16 protein-coding genes and 1 pseudogene are annotated in these 16,029 nt (G+C 64.9%); 10 read left to right on the top strand and 7 right to left on the bottom strand.

The annotated features are described in order from the left end of the window. Nucleotides 1-34: 34 nt before the first annotated feature. Nucleotides 35-1,096, bottom strand: a complete 1,062-nt coding sequence (locus tag U5760_RS28565; protein WP_322015674.1) for a DMT family transporter — start codon at nt 1,094-1,096, stop codon at nt 35-37. Between the two features lie 154 nt (nt 1,097-1,250). Here U5760_RS28565 and U5760_RS28560 point away from each other — a divergent pair, with 154 nt between their 5' ends. The 3 genes from U5760_RS28560 (at nt 1,251) to U5760_RS28550 (ending at nt 3,554) form a co-directional block, all read left to right on the top strand. Then, on the top strand, nt 1,251-2,147 hold the full coding sequence (locus U5760_RS28560) for a LysR family transcriptional regulator (protein ID WP_322015673.1): 897 nt from the start codon (nt 1,251-1,253) through the stop codon (nt 2,145-2,147). Nucleotides 2,148-2,330: 183 nt separating this feature from the next. Beyond that, entirely contained in the window at nt 2,331-2,732 is a 402-nt protein-coding gene (locus tag U5760_RS28555) for a nuclear transport factor 2 family protein (protein WP_322015672.1), read from the top strand. A 57-nt stretch (nt 2,733-2,789) separates the two neighbouring features. Continuing rightward, the gene (locus U5760_RS28550; protein WP_322015671.1) at nt 2,790-3,554 is read left to right on the top strand and encodes an SDR family oxidoreductase; all 765 of its coding nucleotides are present in this window, start codon (nt 2,790-2,792) and stop codon (nt 3,552-3,554) included. An 81-nt stretch (nt 3,555-3,635) separates the two neighbouring features. Here U5760_RS28550 and U5760_RS28545 read toward each other — a convergent pair whose 3' ends face one another. After that, nucleotides 3,636-4,277, bottom strand: coding sequence for a LysE family translocator (locus tag U5760_RS28545; RefSeq protein WP_322015670.1), 642 nt, complete (start codon nt 4,275-4,277; stop codon nt 3,636-3,638). A 359-nt stretch (nt 4,278-4,636) separates the two neighbouring features. On the opposite strand from U5760_RS28545, the gene U5760_RS28540 reads away from it, so the two are divergent. The 3 genes from U5760_RS28540 to U5760_RS28530 all read left to right on the top strand — a co-directional run bounded on the left by U5760_RS28540 (nt 4,637) and on the right by U5760_RS28530 (nt 6,857). Further along, the gene (locus U5760_RS28540; RefSeq protein ID WP_322015669.1) at nt 4,637-4,858 is read left to right on the top strand and encodes a hypothetical protein; all 222 of its coding nucleotides are present in this window, start codon (nt 4,637-4,639) and stop codon (nt 4,856-4,858) included. Between the two features lie 243 nt (nt 4,859-5,101). Continuing rightward, nucleotides 5,102-5,917 carry a class II aldolase/adducin family protein gene (locus U5760_RS28535; RefSeq protein WP_322015668.1) on the top strand — a complete coding sequence of 272 codons (816 nt, stop codon included), beginning with the start codon at nt 5,102-5,104 and terminating at the stop codon, nt 5,915-5,917. A gap of 13 nt (nt 5,918-5,930) precedes the next feature. Then, on the top strand, nt 5,931-6,857 hold the full coding sequence (locus U5760_RS28530; RefSeq protein WP_415914194.1) for a 2-hydroxyacid dehydrogenase: 927 nt from the start codon (nt 5,931-5,933) through the stop codon (nt 6,855-6,857). A 19-nt stretch (nt 6,858-6,876) separates the two neighbouring features. Here the strand turns inward: U5760_RS28530 and U5760_RS28525 are convergent, their stop codons facing one another. Then, nucleotides 6,877-7,830, bottom strand: coding sequence for a LysR family transcriptional regulator (locus U5760_RS28525; protein WP_322015666.1), 954 nt, complete (start codon nt 7,828-7,830; stop codon nt 6,877-6,879). A 191-nt stretch (nt 7,831-8,021) separates the two neighbouring features. Between U5760_RS28525 and U5760_RS28520 the strand changes: the two genes are divergently transcribed. Further along, on the top strand, nt 8,022-9,335 hold the full coding sequence (locus U5760_RS28520) for an MFS transporter (protein WP_322015665.1): 1,314 nt from the start codon (nt 8,022-8,024) through the stop codon (nt 9,333-9,335). A 171-nt stretch (nt 9,336-9,506) separates the two neighbouring features. Beyond that, a complete protein-coding gene (locus U5760_RS28515) occupies nt 9,507-11,168 on the top strand; it encodes a hypothetical protein (RefSeq protein ID WP_322015664.1) in 1,662 nt (553 codons plus the stop codon). A 75-nt stretch (nt 11,169-11,243) separates the two neighbouring features. Here U5760_RS28515 and U5760_RS28510 read toward each other — a convergent pair whose 3' ends face one another. Next, complete coding sequence (locus tag U5760_RS28510) at nt 11,244-12,125, bottom strand: aldo/keto reductase family oxidoreductase (protein ID WP_322015663.1); 882 nt, start codon at nt 12,123-12,125, stop codon at nt 11,244-11,246. A gap of 109 nt (nt 12,126-12,234) precedes the next feature. Here U5760_RS28510 and U5760_RS28505 point away from each other — a divergent pair, with 109 nt between their 5' ends. Beyond that, nucleotides 12,235-13,137 carry a LysR family transcriptional regulator gene (locus U5760_RS28505; RefSeq protein WP_322015662.1) on the top strand — a complete coding sequence of 301 codons (903 nt, stop codon included), beginning with the start codon at nt 12,235-12,237 and terminating at the stop codon, nt 13,135-13,137. Nucleotides 13,138-13,194: 57 nt separating this feature from the next. Here U5760_RS28505 and U5760_RS28500 read toward each other — a convergent pair whose 3' ends face one another. Continuing rightward, a complete protein-coding gene (locus U5760_RS28500) occupies nt 13,195-14,121 on the bottom strand; it encodes a DMT family transporter (RefSeq protein ID WP_322015661.1) in 927 nt (308 codons plus the stop codon). Between the two features lie 99 nt (nt 14,122-14,220). Here U5760_RS28500 and U5760_RS28495 point away from each other — a divergent pair, with 99 nt between their 5' ends. Next, nucleotides 14,221-14,997 (top strand): AraC family transcriptional regulator, encoded by a 777-nt coding sequence (locus U5760_RS28495; RefSeq protein WP_415914195.1) that lies wholly within the window; start codon nt 14,221-14,223, stop codon nt 14,995-14,997. Here the strand turns inward: U5760_RS28495 and U5760_RS28490 are convergent. Both U5760_RS28490 and U5760_RS28485 read right to left on the bottom strand, forming a co-directional pair. Beyond that, nucleotides 14,994-15,503, bottom strand: coding sequence for a GAF domain-containing protein (locus U5760_RS28490; protein WP_322015659.1), 510 nt, complete (start codon nt 15,501-15,503; stop codon nt 14,994-14,996). The two genes, U5760_RS28495 and U5760_RS28490, sit on opposite strands and share 4 nt — an antisense overlap. A 264-nt stretch (nt 15,504-15,767) precedes the next feature. After that, nucleotides 15,768-16,029 (bottom strand): annotated as a pseudogene (locus tag U5760_RS28485) (glutamine--fructose-6-phosphate aminotransferase); the annotation flags it as partial.

Genomic DNA, 16,029 nt, shown 5'->3' with positions numbered 1-16,029 from the left:
GTCTCTCCTCGCATGTCCGTCCGCGCATGGCCGCTCAGTGCGAGTGGCGGTGATGCACGTCCGGGTAATGCGCGTGACGGTGGGTGATGGGCGCGTGATGATGGGCGTGGGTATGGGGTTCGGTGCCGTCCCAGTCGAAGTCGTGTTCGTGCTGGTGATGCGCGTCGTGATGGTGCCGGTGCGTGTGATCGAGCGCTTCGTGCGTGTGGTCGTGCTCGTGCCGCTCGCGAACGTGCAGCCACACGCCGATCGCCATGAGCGCGCCCGCAAGCCAGAACGTGGCGGCAGGGCGCTCCGGCCACAGGAGCAGTGAAATCGCCACGCCAAAGAGCGGCGCAACGGAGAAATAGGCGCCGGTGCGCGCCGTGCCGAGATCGCGTAGGGCCACCACGAAGAGCACGAGGCTCACGCCATAGCCCGCGAAGCCCACGGTCATCGCGCCGGCCAGCGTGCCGGCGGCGGGCCAGTGCGCGCCCAGAAGCAGCGCAATGCCCAGATTGACCGGCCCCGCGACCATGCCCTTCAGGCAGGCGATCACCATGGCGTCGTTGGTGGACACCTTGCGGGTGAGGTTGTTGTCGATGGCCCAGCACAGGCACGCGGCGGCGACGAGCAGCGCGCCGGGCGCAAAGCCCGCATGCGAAGCCGGCCACGACAGCAGGACGCCGCCCGCAACAATGGCGAGCATGCCGAGAAAGATCTGCGTATCGACATTCTCGCGAAAGCAGAGCCACGCGATCAGCGCCGTGAACACGCCTTCGAGATTGAGCAGCAGCGAACTCGCCGCGGCGGCCGTGCTGCTCAGGCCCAGCATCAGCAGTGCAGGCCCCGCCACGCCGCCGGCGGCGATCGCACCGGCGAGCCAGGGGAGTTCGCTAACCTTCAACGTGCTTTCGGCTTCGTGCGCGCCTGCCTTGCGGCGGCTGCGGCGCAGGGCGATCAGGAGTGCGAGTCCAACGCCGCTGCCCAGATAGAACAACCCTGCGACCATGAACGGCGGCAGCGTGCCGAGCAGCGCTTTTGCGAGCGGCGTGGCGGCGCCGAATAGCGCAGCTGCGGCGAGGGCCTGAAAAATGGCGTTCTGGTGATGCTTCATGGCGGCGAGGCAAAGGAGAATGTGCGCATTTTACGCGCTCGCGCCGCATGGCCGCGCGCTGGATTGTGCGGCATGCCGGCACCTGTCCGGGTTTGCGCGCGACGCATCAATCGGCTAGCCTGTGGCGGTTTCGGCTCCCGATAAGACCGCCGCCGTGAAGGACATCCTTTCGCTTCGCCTGTACACCCGCGTGGCCCGCCTCGGCAGTTTTTCGGCCGCCGCGCGCGAATGGGGCATGTCGCAATCGCAGGTTTCGCGCATCGTCGCCGACCTCGAGACCGAGCTGGGCGTGCGGCTGCTCTCGCGCACGACCCGCGCGGTCGTGCCTACCGAGGCGGGCGCCGAGTTCCTCGCGCGGCTCGATGCCATTCTCGCCGCGCTCGACGACGCGCAGCAGAGCATCCGCGAAGGCGCGGACCTGCGCGGCACGCTGCGCATGAGCATGCCGGCGAGCATCGCCGTGCGCGAGGTGATCCCGCGCCTCGCGCCCTTTGCTGTGCAGCACCCCGATCTGCGCATCCAGATGCTGGTGGGCGACCGCCCGCGCGACTTCGTGAAGGAAGCCGTGGATGTGGCGTTCCGCCTTGGGCGGCTGGGCGATTCGTCGGCCACGGCCCGGCTCATCACCACCATTCCGCGTTTCGTGATCGCCTCGCCCCGCTATGTCGCGCAGCACGGCGCGCCGGCCACGCCCGAAGCGCTGAACGCGCATCGCATCGTGGGCGGCCCGGCCGCCGACGTCTCCAGCGCATGGATTTTCAGCCGCGGCGAGGAGGAGGTCTCGCTCGACCTCGAACCGCACTTCTGGGTCAACGAAAACGAGGGGGCCGTGGCGGCCGCGGTGGCGGGGCTCGGCATCACCTCGACGAGCGAGTGGGCCTGCCGCCGCGAACTGGACGACGGTTCCCTCGTGCGCCTGCTGGCGGACTGGACCCTGCCGGGCATCCCCATGCACGCGTGGTTTCCGATGGGCCGCGCGACGCGTGCGGCGGCCCGCGCCGTGGTCGAACACCTCCTTGCCGACTTCGGGCGCAGCCCCGCCGGCGGCTGATTGCGCGACTCATGCGTCCGGCACATAAGTGTTAGCCGGATGCGATGACTACCGCACGGGCCGCCGTGCCACTACCTTTGTCTCATCGAAGCCTGGCAAGGGCGTGACGGCGGGTTCCCCGCCGCGCTCCCGCGCTGCCGCCCGATCTTTGATCCGTGCAACTTCATCGAGGTAGAGACCGCCATGAGCAAGACCACCCCCGAGCAGAACAAGGCCCTCGTGCTGGAGGCCTTTGAAACGTTATTCAATCGCCGCGACTACGCCGCCGCGGCAACCTTCTGGTCCGATCGCTATATCCAGCACAGCGCGCATATCGCACCGGGCCGCGAGGGCCTCTTTGACCTCGTGCGCACGCTGCCCGACGGGCTGCGCTACGAAAACCAGCTGATCGTGGCCGAAGGCGATTACGTGATCGCGCACGGCCGCTTTTCGGGCAATGGCCGTCCCGCCGCATGGATTGCAGCGGACGTCGTGCGCATGGAAAACGGCAAGCTGGCGGAGCACTGGGACGTGTTGCAGGACGAAGCAACGCGCGAGCAATCGGTGAGCGGCCTGCCCATGTTCGGCGACCGCTTTCCCGCCTGAACCGGTTCGACATTCTCTGGTTTGACAGCTTCTATATCTTTTATTTCGGAGTCCATCATGAAACTTTCCGGCAACACGATCTTCATCACCGGCGGCGGATCGGGCATTGGCCGCGCCCTGGCCGAAGCGCTGCATCGCCGCGGCAATCGCGTCATCATCGCAGGCCGTCGCCGCGCGCAACTCGACGAGGTGGTTGCGGCGAACCCCGGCATGGCTTCGGTCGTGCTCGACGTGGCCGATGCGGCGAGCGTGAAGCGCGTGGCGGCGCAACTGATCGCCGACTATCCCGAACTCAACGTGCTCATCAACAACGCGGGCATCATGCTGCCCGACGAAGCCGACGGCGCACTCGACGACACCCTGCTCGAGAACACGGTCACCACGAACTTCGTGGGTCCGCTGCGGCTTACCGCAGCGCTCGTGGAGCATCTCAAGACGAAGCAGGACGCCGTGATTGCATACACGACCTCGGTGCTCGCGTTCGTGCCGCTCGCGCCTACCGCCGTGTATTCGGCAACGAAGGCAGCGCTGCACTCGTACGTGCTTTCGCAACGGTTCTTGCTGAAGGAATCCGGCGTGCGCGTGCTCGAGATCGCGCCGCCCTGGGTGCGCACGGATCTCATGAACAGCCGCGAAGCCGAGGCGGCCATGCCGCTCGACGCGTTCATCGAAGAAACGATGGCCGTGCTCGGCACGGACACCGATGAAGTGCTGGTGGAAAATGCGAAGGCGTTGCGTGCGAACCCCGGCGTGGGCGAGCACGACCTGGTGAACGGCTTCAATGCGCAGATGACGCCGATTCTGCGGTCGGGCGCCTATTGAGGCGGGCTTGTTGCAAGCACCGTCGCAGCCGGACCGGGCAGGGTGTCTCGGCCGGCTGCCTTGTTTTTGAGTGGCGAGAATCTACTGCCGCACGAGCGCCATCATGGCGCCGAAACCAACGAACACCCCGCCGGTTAGACGATTGAACGCCTTCGCCACGCGACGGCGCTTGAGCGTTGCGCCAATGCGCGTGCCGCAGCACGCGTAGACCAGATACCAGCTGACCTCCACGACGGCGAAGGTCGCGACGAGCACGCCGAATTGCGGCAGCGTGGGGCGGCTTGCGTCGATAAACTGGGGCAGCAGCGCCGCGGCAAAAAGGATGGCCTTCGGATTGCTGCTCGCAACGAGAAAGCCGTTGCGATAGAGCGCACCCGCCCGCCGCGCGGACGCCGCAGCCAATGCCGGCTGCCCGGCTGTCGCTTCAGCCTCCTCGGGCACCCGCGCGATCCAGGCCTTGACGCCGAGATAGACGAGGTAGGCGGCGCCGATCAGGCGCAGGGCATTGAACATGGCGGGCCACGCCTGCAGGAACACGCCAAGACCGGCGGCGGAAACCGAGAGCATCAGCACGAGGGCGGACAGGCATCCGGCCATGGTGGCGCTGCTGCGCCGCAGCCCGTACTGGGCGCCGTGCGTCATGATGAGCAGCATGTTCGGGCCGGGAATGGCGGAAACGACGAAGACGGTGGCAAGGTACAGCCACCAGGTGTGCAGGCTCATGGGACGGTCGGGCGTGAGGTTGCGTGGGATGCCGATTATGCCAGCAGCCGATATCGACGCAAAAGCAAGGCCAGAACCCGGACAGAAAAAAGCCCGCAACGAGGCGGGCTTGAACCATATCAGTGGAGACATGGAGGAGACAGACTTCACTGTAGTCCGATGCTTGACGCGGCGCAACATTTCAATGGTTAAAGATTGTCAATTCATGCGGAATGTGATTGATGCGCGCGTTTCGGTCGCCCAGAATGAGTTGTCATGCGCGTCTTGCGGGGCGCGCGACAGTTGACTGGCGGCCGGCGTGGCGGGAATGCCGGCCGGTCTCTGAGGCGAGGCAGTAATTCATTCAAGTGGAGAATCATATGGGCATTCTGGATAAAGTGGGTGAAGTGGCCGGCGCCGTGGCTGCTGTGGAAGCGGCGGAGAAGGTCGATCCGGACGCGGGCTTTCTGACCAAGGCTGCCGCCGCGGTCGCGGGCTTCGAAGGCGCGGGCGCGCTGGAATCGATGGTCGAAAAGAAAGAGGAAGACAAGCCGGCGGACGACAGCGCCCAGCAGGCCGACAATTCCGATCCGCAGGCGTGAGCCTGTGCGCCTGGCTCGTGCGCCGGGGGGCGACGGCCGGGGCGGCAGTTCACGCTGATTGGTCCAGGTAAGCAAAGCGATTGAAAGCCGCGGTCATGACGACCGCGGCTTTTTTCTTGGGGCGCTCGTGCGCCCGCCGTTGTCCATCATTAATGCCGCTTATACATACGATCAAAAAAGAGACTTTTACATCGGCATTTTGATCTCCGATAAAGGCATTCTTGCCAGGCAACCGGAGACACCATGCACGCCAGCGACGAATCCACCAGCCAGAGCGGCCCTCACACCTTTGCGGCCGACGAATGGGCTGTGCGTACCGATCTCGCGGCGCTCTACCGCCTCGTCGCGCACTTTCGCATGACGGACATGATCGACACGCATATCTCGGCGCGCCTGCCCGGCCAGCCGGGCGAGCCGCCTACGTTCCTCATCAATCGTTACGGACTCCTCTTTCATGAGATGCGCGCCTCCGACCTCGTGAAGATCGATCACCTGGGCAACGTGATCGACGAACGCGCGAAAACCGACCCGGCGCGCTTTCGCGTGAACGCCGCGGGCTTCACGATTCACTCGGCCATCCACATGGCGCGTCACGATCTGCATTTCGTCGTGCATACGCACACTGCGGCGGGCATTGCGGTTTCGGCGCAGGAGCAAGGGCTGTTGCCGATCAGCCAGCATGCGCTCAAGTTCTACAACAAGGTGGCGTATCACGACTACGAGGGTATTGCACTCGATCTCGCTGAGCGCGAGCGGCTCGTGCGCGACCTCGGAAACCACAAGGCGATGATCCTGCGCAATCATGGCCTGCTGGCGGGCGGCGCAACGGCGGCCGAGGCTTTCCACGAGATCTATTTTCTGGAGCGCGCGTGCCAGGCGCAGGTTCAGGCACTGGCGGGCAGCGCGAAGTTGATCTTTCCGCCGAAAGAAGTCTGTGAACGCACGGCGGCACAATTCAACCGCGACGATTCGGCCGGGATCACCGAAACGGCATGGCGCGCCGCGCTGCGGCTCATCGACGACCCGAGTGGCGCGAAGCTGGGCGACTACCGTAGTTGAGCATAGGCCGAACATGACCACCATTGCGCTTTTGAGCAAAAGCTACGACATGTCTCATCTCGTCGCGCCGATCCAGCGCGCCGCGCCGGAATTCACGGTTGTGATGCACGGCGAGCCCGGTGCTGCCTCTGCCGAGGTTGCGGCATGCTGGGACCCGCCGCCCGGCGCGCTCGCGAAGATGCCTAACCTGCGGCTTATCCAGAGCATCGCTGCGGGCGTGGACAACATTCTCTGCGACCCGACGCTGCCCGCGTTGCCGGTGTGCCGTGTGGTGGACCCGCAGCATGCGCGCGGCATGAGCGAGTTCGTCACGTGGGGTGTGCTGCATTTCCATCGGCAACTCGATCTGGTGCTGCGCAATCAGGCGCGTGGGCACTGGTTTCGGCCCGAGCAGGTGCATCCCGCGCGATACACGGTCGGGGTCATGGGACTCGGCGAAATCGGCAGCCGCGTGGCGCTTGATCTGCTGCACCACGGCTTTTCGGTGCGGGGCTGGGCACGTAGTGCACGCGAACTGCCGGGCGTGACAGTTTTCGAGGGGGCCGATGGCTTCGCGCCGTTTCTCGCCGGTACCGATGTGCTCGTCTGTCTTCTGCCGCTCACCGGCGAAACGCGCGGCATTCTCGATGCAACGACGTTCGGCCAGCTCAAGCCGGGCGCGAAACTGATCCACGTGGGGCGCGGCGAGCATCTGGCCGTGTCCGATCTGCTCGCGGCGCTCGAAAGCGGCCAGCTGGGCGGCGCGGTGGTCGACGTGTTTCCTGTCGAGCCGCTGCCTGCCGACGATCCGCTCTGGCGTGCGCCGAATCTGATCGTGACGCCGCACATGGCATCGGTAGCCAGTGCGAGAACGATAGGCGAACAGGTGGCACACAACGCAAGGCGCCTCGCTGCGGGCGAGCCGCTCAGCAACGTCGTGGACGTGAAGCGCGGTTACTGACCCCTGACCGGCTGATCCGCTATTCCGTGCCTTCCGCTTCCTGCGCATCGAGGAAGGCATGCAGCGCGCTCATGAACGCCGCTTCGGCGGCGTTGAACTTGCGGTCCTGCGACCAGAGGAAATACAGATCGACGTCGGCGACGCCTTCATCGGGCGGCAGACGCTGGAAGCGTCCGCGCGCGATGTCGTCGCTCACGATGTGCTCGGGCAGGCAGCCTATGCCGAGCCCCGCGAAGATGTAGCGCCGCACTTCGGCCATGCTCGACGACGACGCGATCACGCGGCCCGTGAAGCCCATTTCGTCGCGAAAGATGGTGAGCGGCGACATGTGGTCCCCCACCTTGTCGCCGGTGAACGACACGAACGCCTGACTCGCGAGGTCGGCAACGCGCACGTCTTCGCGCCCGAAGAGCGGATGATGCCGCCCGCAGAACAGGCCATAGCGCTGGCGCAGGAACACGCGGCTTTCCACCCCTTTGGGCAGCGCGCGGCGCGGCGTGAGCCCGAGCGTGGTGGCCTTGCGCTGGAGGCTGTTGACGACATCGGCGCTGCGCATCACCTGGCTTTCGAACTCGATGCGCGGATACGTGCGATGAAACCCGGCGAGGAAATCGTCGTAGGCAGGAAAGTCGATACCGCTCACGATGCCGATGCGCACCATGCCCGAGATGTCGTGCTCGCGATCGACTTCGGTGAGCGAGAGGCGCGAGATGGTGCCGTAGATGTCTTCGGCGATCTTCTGGACTTCGATGCCGGCCTGGGTCACTTCGATGCGCGGACCATGCCGGTCGACGAGGCGCAGGCCCAGTTGCTCCTCCAGACGGCGCAGCGCCTGGCTCACGGCGGGCTGTGTGAGATGCAGTCGCGTGGCCGCGCGGCTCACGCTTTTTTCGCGTGCAATCGCGAGAAAGGTGCGCAGCAGATTCCAGTCGAGGCGGTCGTTCAGATAGGTGTCGGGCGTGTCTTTGCTCATCGCGGGCCTCTTGCTGAAGGCGAAATCCGCGGAAATTATACGCATGCCCTTGCGCATGGGCCTGCGAAATACTCCGCGCAGGGCTCGAACGCAAGAATAAGCCCCACTAATGCTCCAGATAAAAAAACGGAATTGTACGAACGTATTTCGGCGACGGATAAATCAACGAAACTCTCCGCTACAGGACGCTCATGTCTAACCCTACCCAGACCCACCAGCCCGTGCGTGCGGCGATTGCGGCCTTCGTCGGCACGGCGGTGGAGTTTTACGACTACTACACCTACGCGACTGCGGCGGCCCTCGTGCTGGGCGACGTGTTTTTTCCGGGCAGCAATCACTTTCTCAGCACCATGGCGTCGTACGGCACGTTTCTCGTGGGCTTCGTTGCACGTCCGCTGAGCGGCGCCGTGTTCGGCCACCTGGGCGACCGGATCGGGCGCAAGAAGATGCTTGTGCTCACCATGTTCCTGATGGGGATCGCGACGACAGGCATCGGTCTTTTGCCGGGCTACGCAACCATCGGTATCTGGGCCCCCGTGCTGCTCGTGCTGCTGCGCATTCTGCAGGGCATTGCGGTGGGCGGAGAGTGGGGCGGCGCCGTGCTGATGGCGAGCGAGCATGCCCCGCAGGGCCGCAAGACCTTCTTTGCTTCGTTCCCGCAGATGGGCAGTCCCGCGGGCCTCATTCTTTCCCTGCTCACGTTTCGGCTCGTCACGTCGCTCGATCATGCGAGCTTCGTTTCGTGGGGCTGGCGCCTGCCGTTCCTCGGCAGCTTCCTGTTGCTGCTGATCGGGCTCGCCGTCCGGCTCAGCGTGAAAGAATCGCCCGAGTTCGAACGCGTGCGCAGCACCAACGCCGTGGCGAAGTATCCGGTGGCCGAAGTGCTGCGCACTGCCTGGTATCCCATCGTGATGGCCGCTGCCGCCACGACCATCGGTTCCGCAGGCTTCTTCTTCACCAACACGTTCATGATCTCGTACACGACGACTTATCTCGGCATGTCGAAGTCGTTTATCCTCGACTGCCTCTTCGTCGTGACGTTGATCCAGCTGCTGTCGCAGCCGGTTTCCGCGTGGCTCGCGCAGCGTTTCGGCGAAGCGCGCTTTCTCACATGGGCCGCGATCGCTTCGATGCTCACGCCGTATCCGATGTTCCTGCTGGTCAAGACGCAGCAGCCGCTCGCGATTGTCGCGGGGATCGCGATTGCCGTCGTGACGCTCTCGGCGATCTATGCGGTGATTGCGGGTTTCATGACCCCGGCTTTCCCCACGCGCGTGCGCTATTCGGGCATCTCCATCGCGTATCAGTTGTGCGCGACGCTGGCCGGCGGCACCACGCCGCTCATCGGTACCGTGCTCGCGCAGAAGTATCAGGGAGAGTGGCTGCCGCTCGCGCTCTTTTTCACCCTGCTTTCGGCAATCTCGCTGGTGGGCATCGTCGGGCTCGGTCGGTATTGCCGCACGCAGCCGGCCGAATCGGTGAGCGGTGCGGCGGTGCGCTCTTGAGGATTTGTATCGGAGATTGATTAATTATCCTGAATATTATTTAAATATTTTTTTCCAGGGAGACCCGCACGGCTGCAACAAATACGTCATAAATTGCCGTTACGGTAGCGTCGATTGTCCTTCCCGCTCGTCCGCACAAGAAGTTTTCAATTCCTTACGGAGACGCTACAGATGGCCATCGATTCCCCGCGTATCGCAGTTCGTGCTTCTCTCCTTACCCTCGCTCTCGCTGCTGCCAGCACCACCGCAATCGCCCAGGTTCCCGGCCTGTTTTTCGGCGGTCCGGGCCTGCTGGTCGTAAGCCGCAGCGTGTACGACAACGTTTCGAGCAACGTGCAGGCCGGCCAGACGCTGCCGCCCAATTGCGCGAGTACCCAGGCGGGTTGCCCCGCAGGCAATGGCGCGACCAGCGACGGGACGTATCCTTACGTCTGGAACAACGTGCTCTACGATCCGAGCTTCGGCGTGACGGCGCGCGTGTTCCTCGACACCATCACGCCTGGCGGCCAGGTGGTGCACACGCTCGAAGTGCCGAACAGTCTGCATCCGGGCGAAGGCCACGATCAGCTCGTGACGAGCTTTAGCTCGAAGTCGGAACTCGCGCTCAACCTCTCCAGCGACGGACGTTATCTGACGTTCATGGGTTACGTCGCGCCGGTCAATGTCATCGACGTCTCGAACTCGAACACGCCGGGCGCGAGCGATCCGACGAATCCGGATGGCCAGGCGTTCTATCGCGCCGTTGCGCGCCTCGACCCCGAAGGCCACTTCAGCTTCACCGAAACGAACGCCTATAGCGGCAACAACGGCCGCAGCGCGATCCTGAACAACAGCGCGGGCAAACCCGGCTTCTACTACACCGTGGGCAACGCGGGCAACGGCTCGAATCCGCAGCCGGTCAACGTGATACTCGGCGCGGGCGCGCAGTTCATTGACGCGACGACGGAACACGAGTCGCAGCAAACACCCGCCACGCCCGCACCGCTCGCGAGCTTTTCGGTGACGGAGCTGGGCGCGAAGCCGGACAAGGTCGGCAAGGACGATAACTTCCGCGGCCTGACCGTGTACAACAACGTTGTGTATTTCACGAAGGGCAGCGGCAGCAATGGCGTGAACACGGTGTACTTCGTCGATACGACGGGCACGGCCTGTCCCTCGGGCGTGGGTGTGCCGGCAGCGGGCGCGAAACTGCCCGCCACGCCGCTTGCCTATACGCCGGGAACGGTGCAGTCCAACGGCCTGCCGAACAACGTCTGTATCCTCGCGGGCTTCCCGTCCACGCCGAACAAGTCGGCGACCACGCTGGCCTATCCGTTCGGAATCTGGTTCGCAAATGCAACCACGCTCTACGTTGCGGACGAAGGCGACGGCTACGTGGGTGGTGCGGATCTGTACACGCATGCTGCCGCCGAGAGCAAGGCGGGCCTGCAAAAGTGGGTGTACAACGCCAGCACGAAGTCGTGGACGCAGGTCTACACGCTGCAGAACGGCCTGAACCTGGGCACGCCGTACACGGTTGCGGGTTACCCCACCGGCTCGAACAGCGCGACGGGCCTGCCGTGGGCACCGGCCACCGACGGCTTGCGTAACCTGACCGGCCACGTCGATGGCGACGGCACGGTCACGATCTGGGCGATCACCTCCACGGTGAGCGGCAACGGCGATACCGGCGCCGATCCGAACCGCCTCGTCGCGATTCGCGACGTGCTGCGCAATACGTCGGCGGCGGGCACGGCGCAGGAGCGCTTCGTCACGCTGCGCAACGCCGGCTTCGGCGAAGTGCTGCGCGGCGTGTCGCTCGCGCCGGGCGGCTTCTTCGGTCAGGCGTTCTGATCGCATCTGCCTGAAGAGACGGCGATTGGGCGCCGGTGGGCCCAATCGCCCGTTGTGGCGTCGCTGCGTCGTCGCTCAGTGTGCTTCGGAATGCTTACCGATGGCATCGAGTTCGGCGAGCGTTGCATCGGCGAGCCGCAATTGAGCCGCCCGAACGTTCTCGCGCAAATGCGAAAGCGACGATGTACCGGGAATCAGCAGGATATTGGGCGCGCGATGCAGGAGCCATGCGAGCGCAACAGCCATCGGCGTGGCATCCAATCCTCGTGCAATGCGTGAGAGCGCATCCGACTGGATCGGCGTGAAGCCGCCCAGCGGGAAGAACGGCACGTAGGCAATCTGTTCGCGGCCGAGTTCGTCGATGAGCGCATCGTCGGCTCGCTCGACGAGGTTGTAGTGATTCTGCACGCAGACGATGGGCACGATGCGCCGGGCCTCGGCGACCTGCGTTGCCGTCACGTTGCTCAGGCCCACGTGGCGCACGAACCCCTTCTCCCTGAGTTCCGCGAGCGCCGTGACCTGGCGCGCGATCGAGCCTTCGCTCGGTGTGTGAATGTTGCCCATGACGCGCAGGTTCACGACATCGAGCACGTCGAGCCCCAGATTGCGCAGGTTGTCGTGCACCGCGCGTTCGAGATCGGCGGGCTCCTGCGCGGCAAGCCATGAAGCGTCGCTGCCTCGCACGGCGCCGACCTTGGTGACGATCACGAGAGGGTCCGGATACGGATGCAGTGCCTCGCGGATGATCTGGTTGGTGACGTGCGGCCCGTAGAAGTCGCTCGTGTCGATGTGATCGACACCCAGCGCCAGCGCTTCGCGCAACACGGCCACAGCCGTCGCGCGGTCCCGGGGCGCCCCGAACACGCCGGGGCCGGCGAGCTGCATGGCGCCGTAACCCATGCGGTTGACGGTGCGGCCGGCGAGCGGGTAAGTGTTGACGGGTGCGGGATTCGTCATGATGTTTCTCCTTGGAAAGGGATGCCCGCAGTATGGCAAGCTTCGCCTTGTTGGATAATCCGCGCAGATGTGCACGGGCCGTTCAAAAAGGTGAACAATGTCCTCGGAGATGAATGATCTGGCCGCTTTCGTTTCGGTTGCGCGCGCGGGCGGCTTTCGCGACGCAGCGCGCGTGGCCGGGGTTTCGGCATCGAGCCTCAGCACTGCCGTGCGCCGGCTGGAGACGAAACTCGGCCTGCGGCTCCTGAACCGCACCACGCGCAGCGTGGCGCCCACCGAGGCAGGGCAGCGCCTGCTCGAACGGCTCGCGCCGCTTTTCACCGAAATGGAAGCGGCGCTTGACGTGCTGAACGGTTTTCGCGAACGGCCGGTGGGCACACTGCGCCTGAACGTGCCGTCGAGCGCCGCGCGGATCATCCTGCCACCTATCCTTGCGGCGTTCTACCGCGCGTATCCCGAGATACGCGTGGAAGTGGTGGTGGAGGATGGATTCGTCGACGTGCTGGAGATTGGCTGCGACGCCGGCATCCGCTACGACGAACGTCTCGAACAGGACATGATCGCGGTGCCGATCGGACCGCGCGTGCAACGCTTCGCGACGGCGGCGGCACCGTCTTACCTCGATTTGCACGGACGCCCCTCGCATCCGCGCGAACTGCTGGCGCATGCGTGCCTGCGTGGCCAATTTTCGGGCGGCGCGATGGCTGTCTGGCAGTTCGAGCACGCGGGTGAGCTCGTGCGGCTGGACCCGCGCGGGCCGCTGGTGGTCAGACCCGGCGCGGCCGTCGATCTGGCGATCAGCCTGGCGCTCGCGGGTGTGGGCGTCGTGCATCTGTTCGAGGGCATGTTGCGCCCGCACCTGGACAGCGGGGCGCTGGAGCCGATACTGGAGCCCTGGTGGCAGAATTTTTCCGGGCCTTTTCTCTACTATCCGGGGCGCAGGCATTTACCGGCGCCGTTGCGCGCGTTCGTGGAATTTCTACGCGAGCATCCGGTGGAAAAAGATTGGTAATCCTGATGAAATAAGATTCTGCACGCTGAGAATGGTACGTACATTATCGCGCTTTGCTCAGGAGCTTGTGGTCTCGCCCGCAGTTTCACGCGAAGCGCGCCAGGTGAGTGGTTGGCGCCAGGTTTGCGCGAGCAGCACGCCGGCGAGGGCCGTGCCGCCTCCCGTCAGGTGCCAGACGTGGAGCTGCTCGCCGAACGCACCCGCCGCGAGCGCCGCCGTGGCGACGGGCAACAGATTCATGAACATGCTGCAACGGTTGGGCCCGAGGTGCTTCACACCCTGCATCCAGAAGAAAGGCAGGACGACGGAAGCGAGCGCACCTGCATAGGCGATCAGCGGCAAGCTGGCGCGGTTCGGCAGCGCGTCGTGCAACGGCAGTCGCAGCATCAGCACCGACATGACCAGCAGCGCAGCGATGGCCTGAATATAGGTCGATTGCCACGAGGGCAGACCCACGTGCCAGCGCCGCAGCAAGACGCTGTAGAGCGCATAGGCGAGTGCGGCGCCCAGCATCAGCAGATCGCCCAGATGCACACCGCCCGCGAGCAGAACGGACGGTGCGCCGCCCGTGATCAGATAGACGAGGCCCGCGAACGAGAGCGCGCCGCCGCACAGCATGCCGGCGGTGGGTGTCTCGCCGAGCAGTGCGACGGAGAGCAGCATCGTCAGGAGGGGCACGAGGGCGGTCATGATCGCCATGTTCGTGGCCGTGGTGGTCCTGGCTGCTTCGTAAGAGAGACACTGGAACAGCGCCATCGCCAGCAGGCCGAGGAATGCGAGCTTGGGCCACTGCGGACGGATGGCTGCGCGATTGCGCCACGCGGGCCGCAGCACGAACAGGCTCATGAGGGCCACGGCGAGCGCGAGCCGCCAGAACGTGATCGCATACGGATCGATGGTGTGCGCCGAGAGGCGGGAAACCATCACGTTGCCGGACCACAGAAGGATCGCGACCAGGGGGAAGAGGGCGTAGAGCGAGGGCATCGGCGCATTCCGGATAACCAAGGGAGTCCCGATGATGCCCGCCAGATGCCCGGACGGTCTCGCGCTAAAATGGCGAAAGCTATCGCAAAAATGCCAGCCATGATCGAGCGCCCGCCCCACAATGTTCACGTCCGCTTCGAAGACACGCCGATGCCCGTTGCGGCGCTTGCCGCGGACTATCCGCACGGCGCATTTATCGAGCCGCACCAGCACCGCCGCGCGCAACTGCTCTATGCGAGCGAAGGGGTAATGCTGATCGAGGCGCACACGGGCCGTTGGGTCGTGCCGCCCACGCGGGCGGTCTGGCTCGATGCGGGCCTCGAGCACACGGTGCGCATGAGCGGTAACGTGTGCATGCGCACCGTGTTCATCGAGCCCGGCGCAACGGTGGGGCTGCCGCAGGGCAGTTGTGTGGTCGATGTGCCGCCGTTGCTGCGCGAGCTGATACTCGCGGCGGTGGATGTGCCGCTCGATTACGCGGCGGGCAGCCGCGACGAATTGTTGATGCACCTGCTGCTGGCGGAGCTAACCGCGATTCCGCGCTTGCCGCTCTATTTGCCGTGGCCCGAGGACGAGCGGCTGCGCCGCCTGTGCGACGCCATTCTTGCGGCACCTGAGCAGGGTCACGAAATCGCACAGTGGGCGCAGATGCTGGGCATGGCCGAGCGCACGCTGCACCGCGCGTTCCAGCGCGAAACGGGCATGACGTTCGGCCGCTGGCGCCAGCACGCGCGGCTCTTTCTCGCGCTGGAGCGGCTCGCGCACGGCGAGAAAATCGTGAACGTGGCGCTCGATCACGGCTACACAAGCCAGAGCGCCTTCGCGGCGATGTTCAAGCGGCACTTCGGGATCGCGCCGTCTGCGTTCTATCGTTAGACCGTGCGCGCGGCGGCTTGCCAGCCGAATTCGACGAACGTGCGGCAGAGCGCTTCCATGCCCTTCGCGTCTTCTTCGTCGAAGCGCGCGAGATGCGGGCTGTCCACGTCCCACACGCCGATGAGCGTACCGTCCGGGGCGACGAGCGGCACGACGATCTCCGATTGCGAAGCCGAATCGCAGGCAATGTGGCCGGGGAACGCGTGAACGTCGCGGACCACCTGGGTTTCGCGCGTTTGCGCCACCGTGCCGCAGACGCCCTTGCCGAGACCGATGCGCACGCAGGCCGGCTTGCCCTGGAACGGGCCGACGACGAGCTCGGTGCCGTCGAAGAAGTAGAAGCCGGCCCAGTTGAGGCCTTCCAGTGAGTTGAATACGAGCGAGGAGAAGTTCGCCGCGTTGGCGATTACGCTGGATTCACCTTCTATCAGGGCGCGGGCCTGGGCGGCTAGCGTGGCGTAGAGGGCGGGTTTGTCGGTGGGGAGGGTTTCGGAGGGAGAGAACATGGTGGTGGCAGGGTGGGGGCACGGGTGGTGCGTTGGGTCAGGGGGGTAGTTTACGGGAGATTGGGTGGTTTTGCTGGGGAGGAGGGGGGCGGGGCCGGTGCCAGGATCGCACCCGCGCGTCCGCAGTTACCTGCGAATATCGGCACCCACCGCTGGAAAGCGGGATAGTGCCCAGTGGCGAGACTCAGAAGCAGCAAGGGCGCTGAAAACCTGTTTCAGCGCCCTTATTCTTCGTTTCGCCTTATAAACAGGGAGAGGTAAACCTCACTCCACCGTCACCGACTTCGCCAGATTCCGCGGCTTGTCCACATCGGTCCCACGCGCACACGCCGTGTGATACGCCAGCAACTGCAGCGGCACCACGTGCAGGATCGGCGAGAGCAGCCCATAGTGCTCCGGCATGCGGATCACGTGAATGCCCTCTTCGCTCGCGATATGCGAGTCCGAATCTGCAAACACATACAGCTGCCCGCCGCGCGCCCGCACTTCCTGCATGTTCGACTTGAGCTTCTCCAGCAGCGCGTCG

It is taken from the genome of Paraburkholderia sp. J12 (assembly GCF_905220215.1).
Classification (GTDB): domain Bacteria; phylum Pseudomonadota; class Gammaproteobacteria; order Burkholderiales; family Burkholderiaceae; genus Paraburkholderia.
Note: the sequence above shows the minus strand (reverse complement) of the source record. Positions and strands in the feature narration are given on the sequence as shown.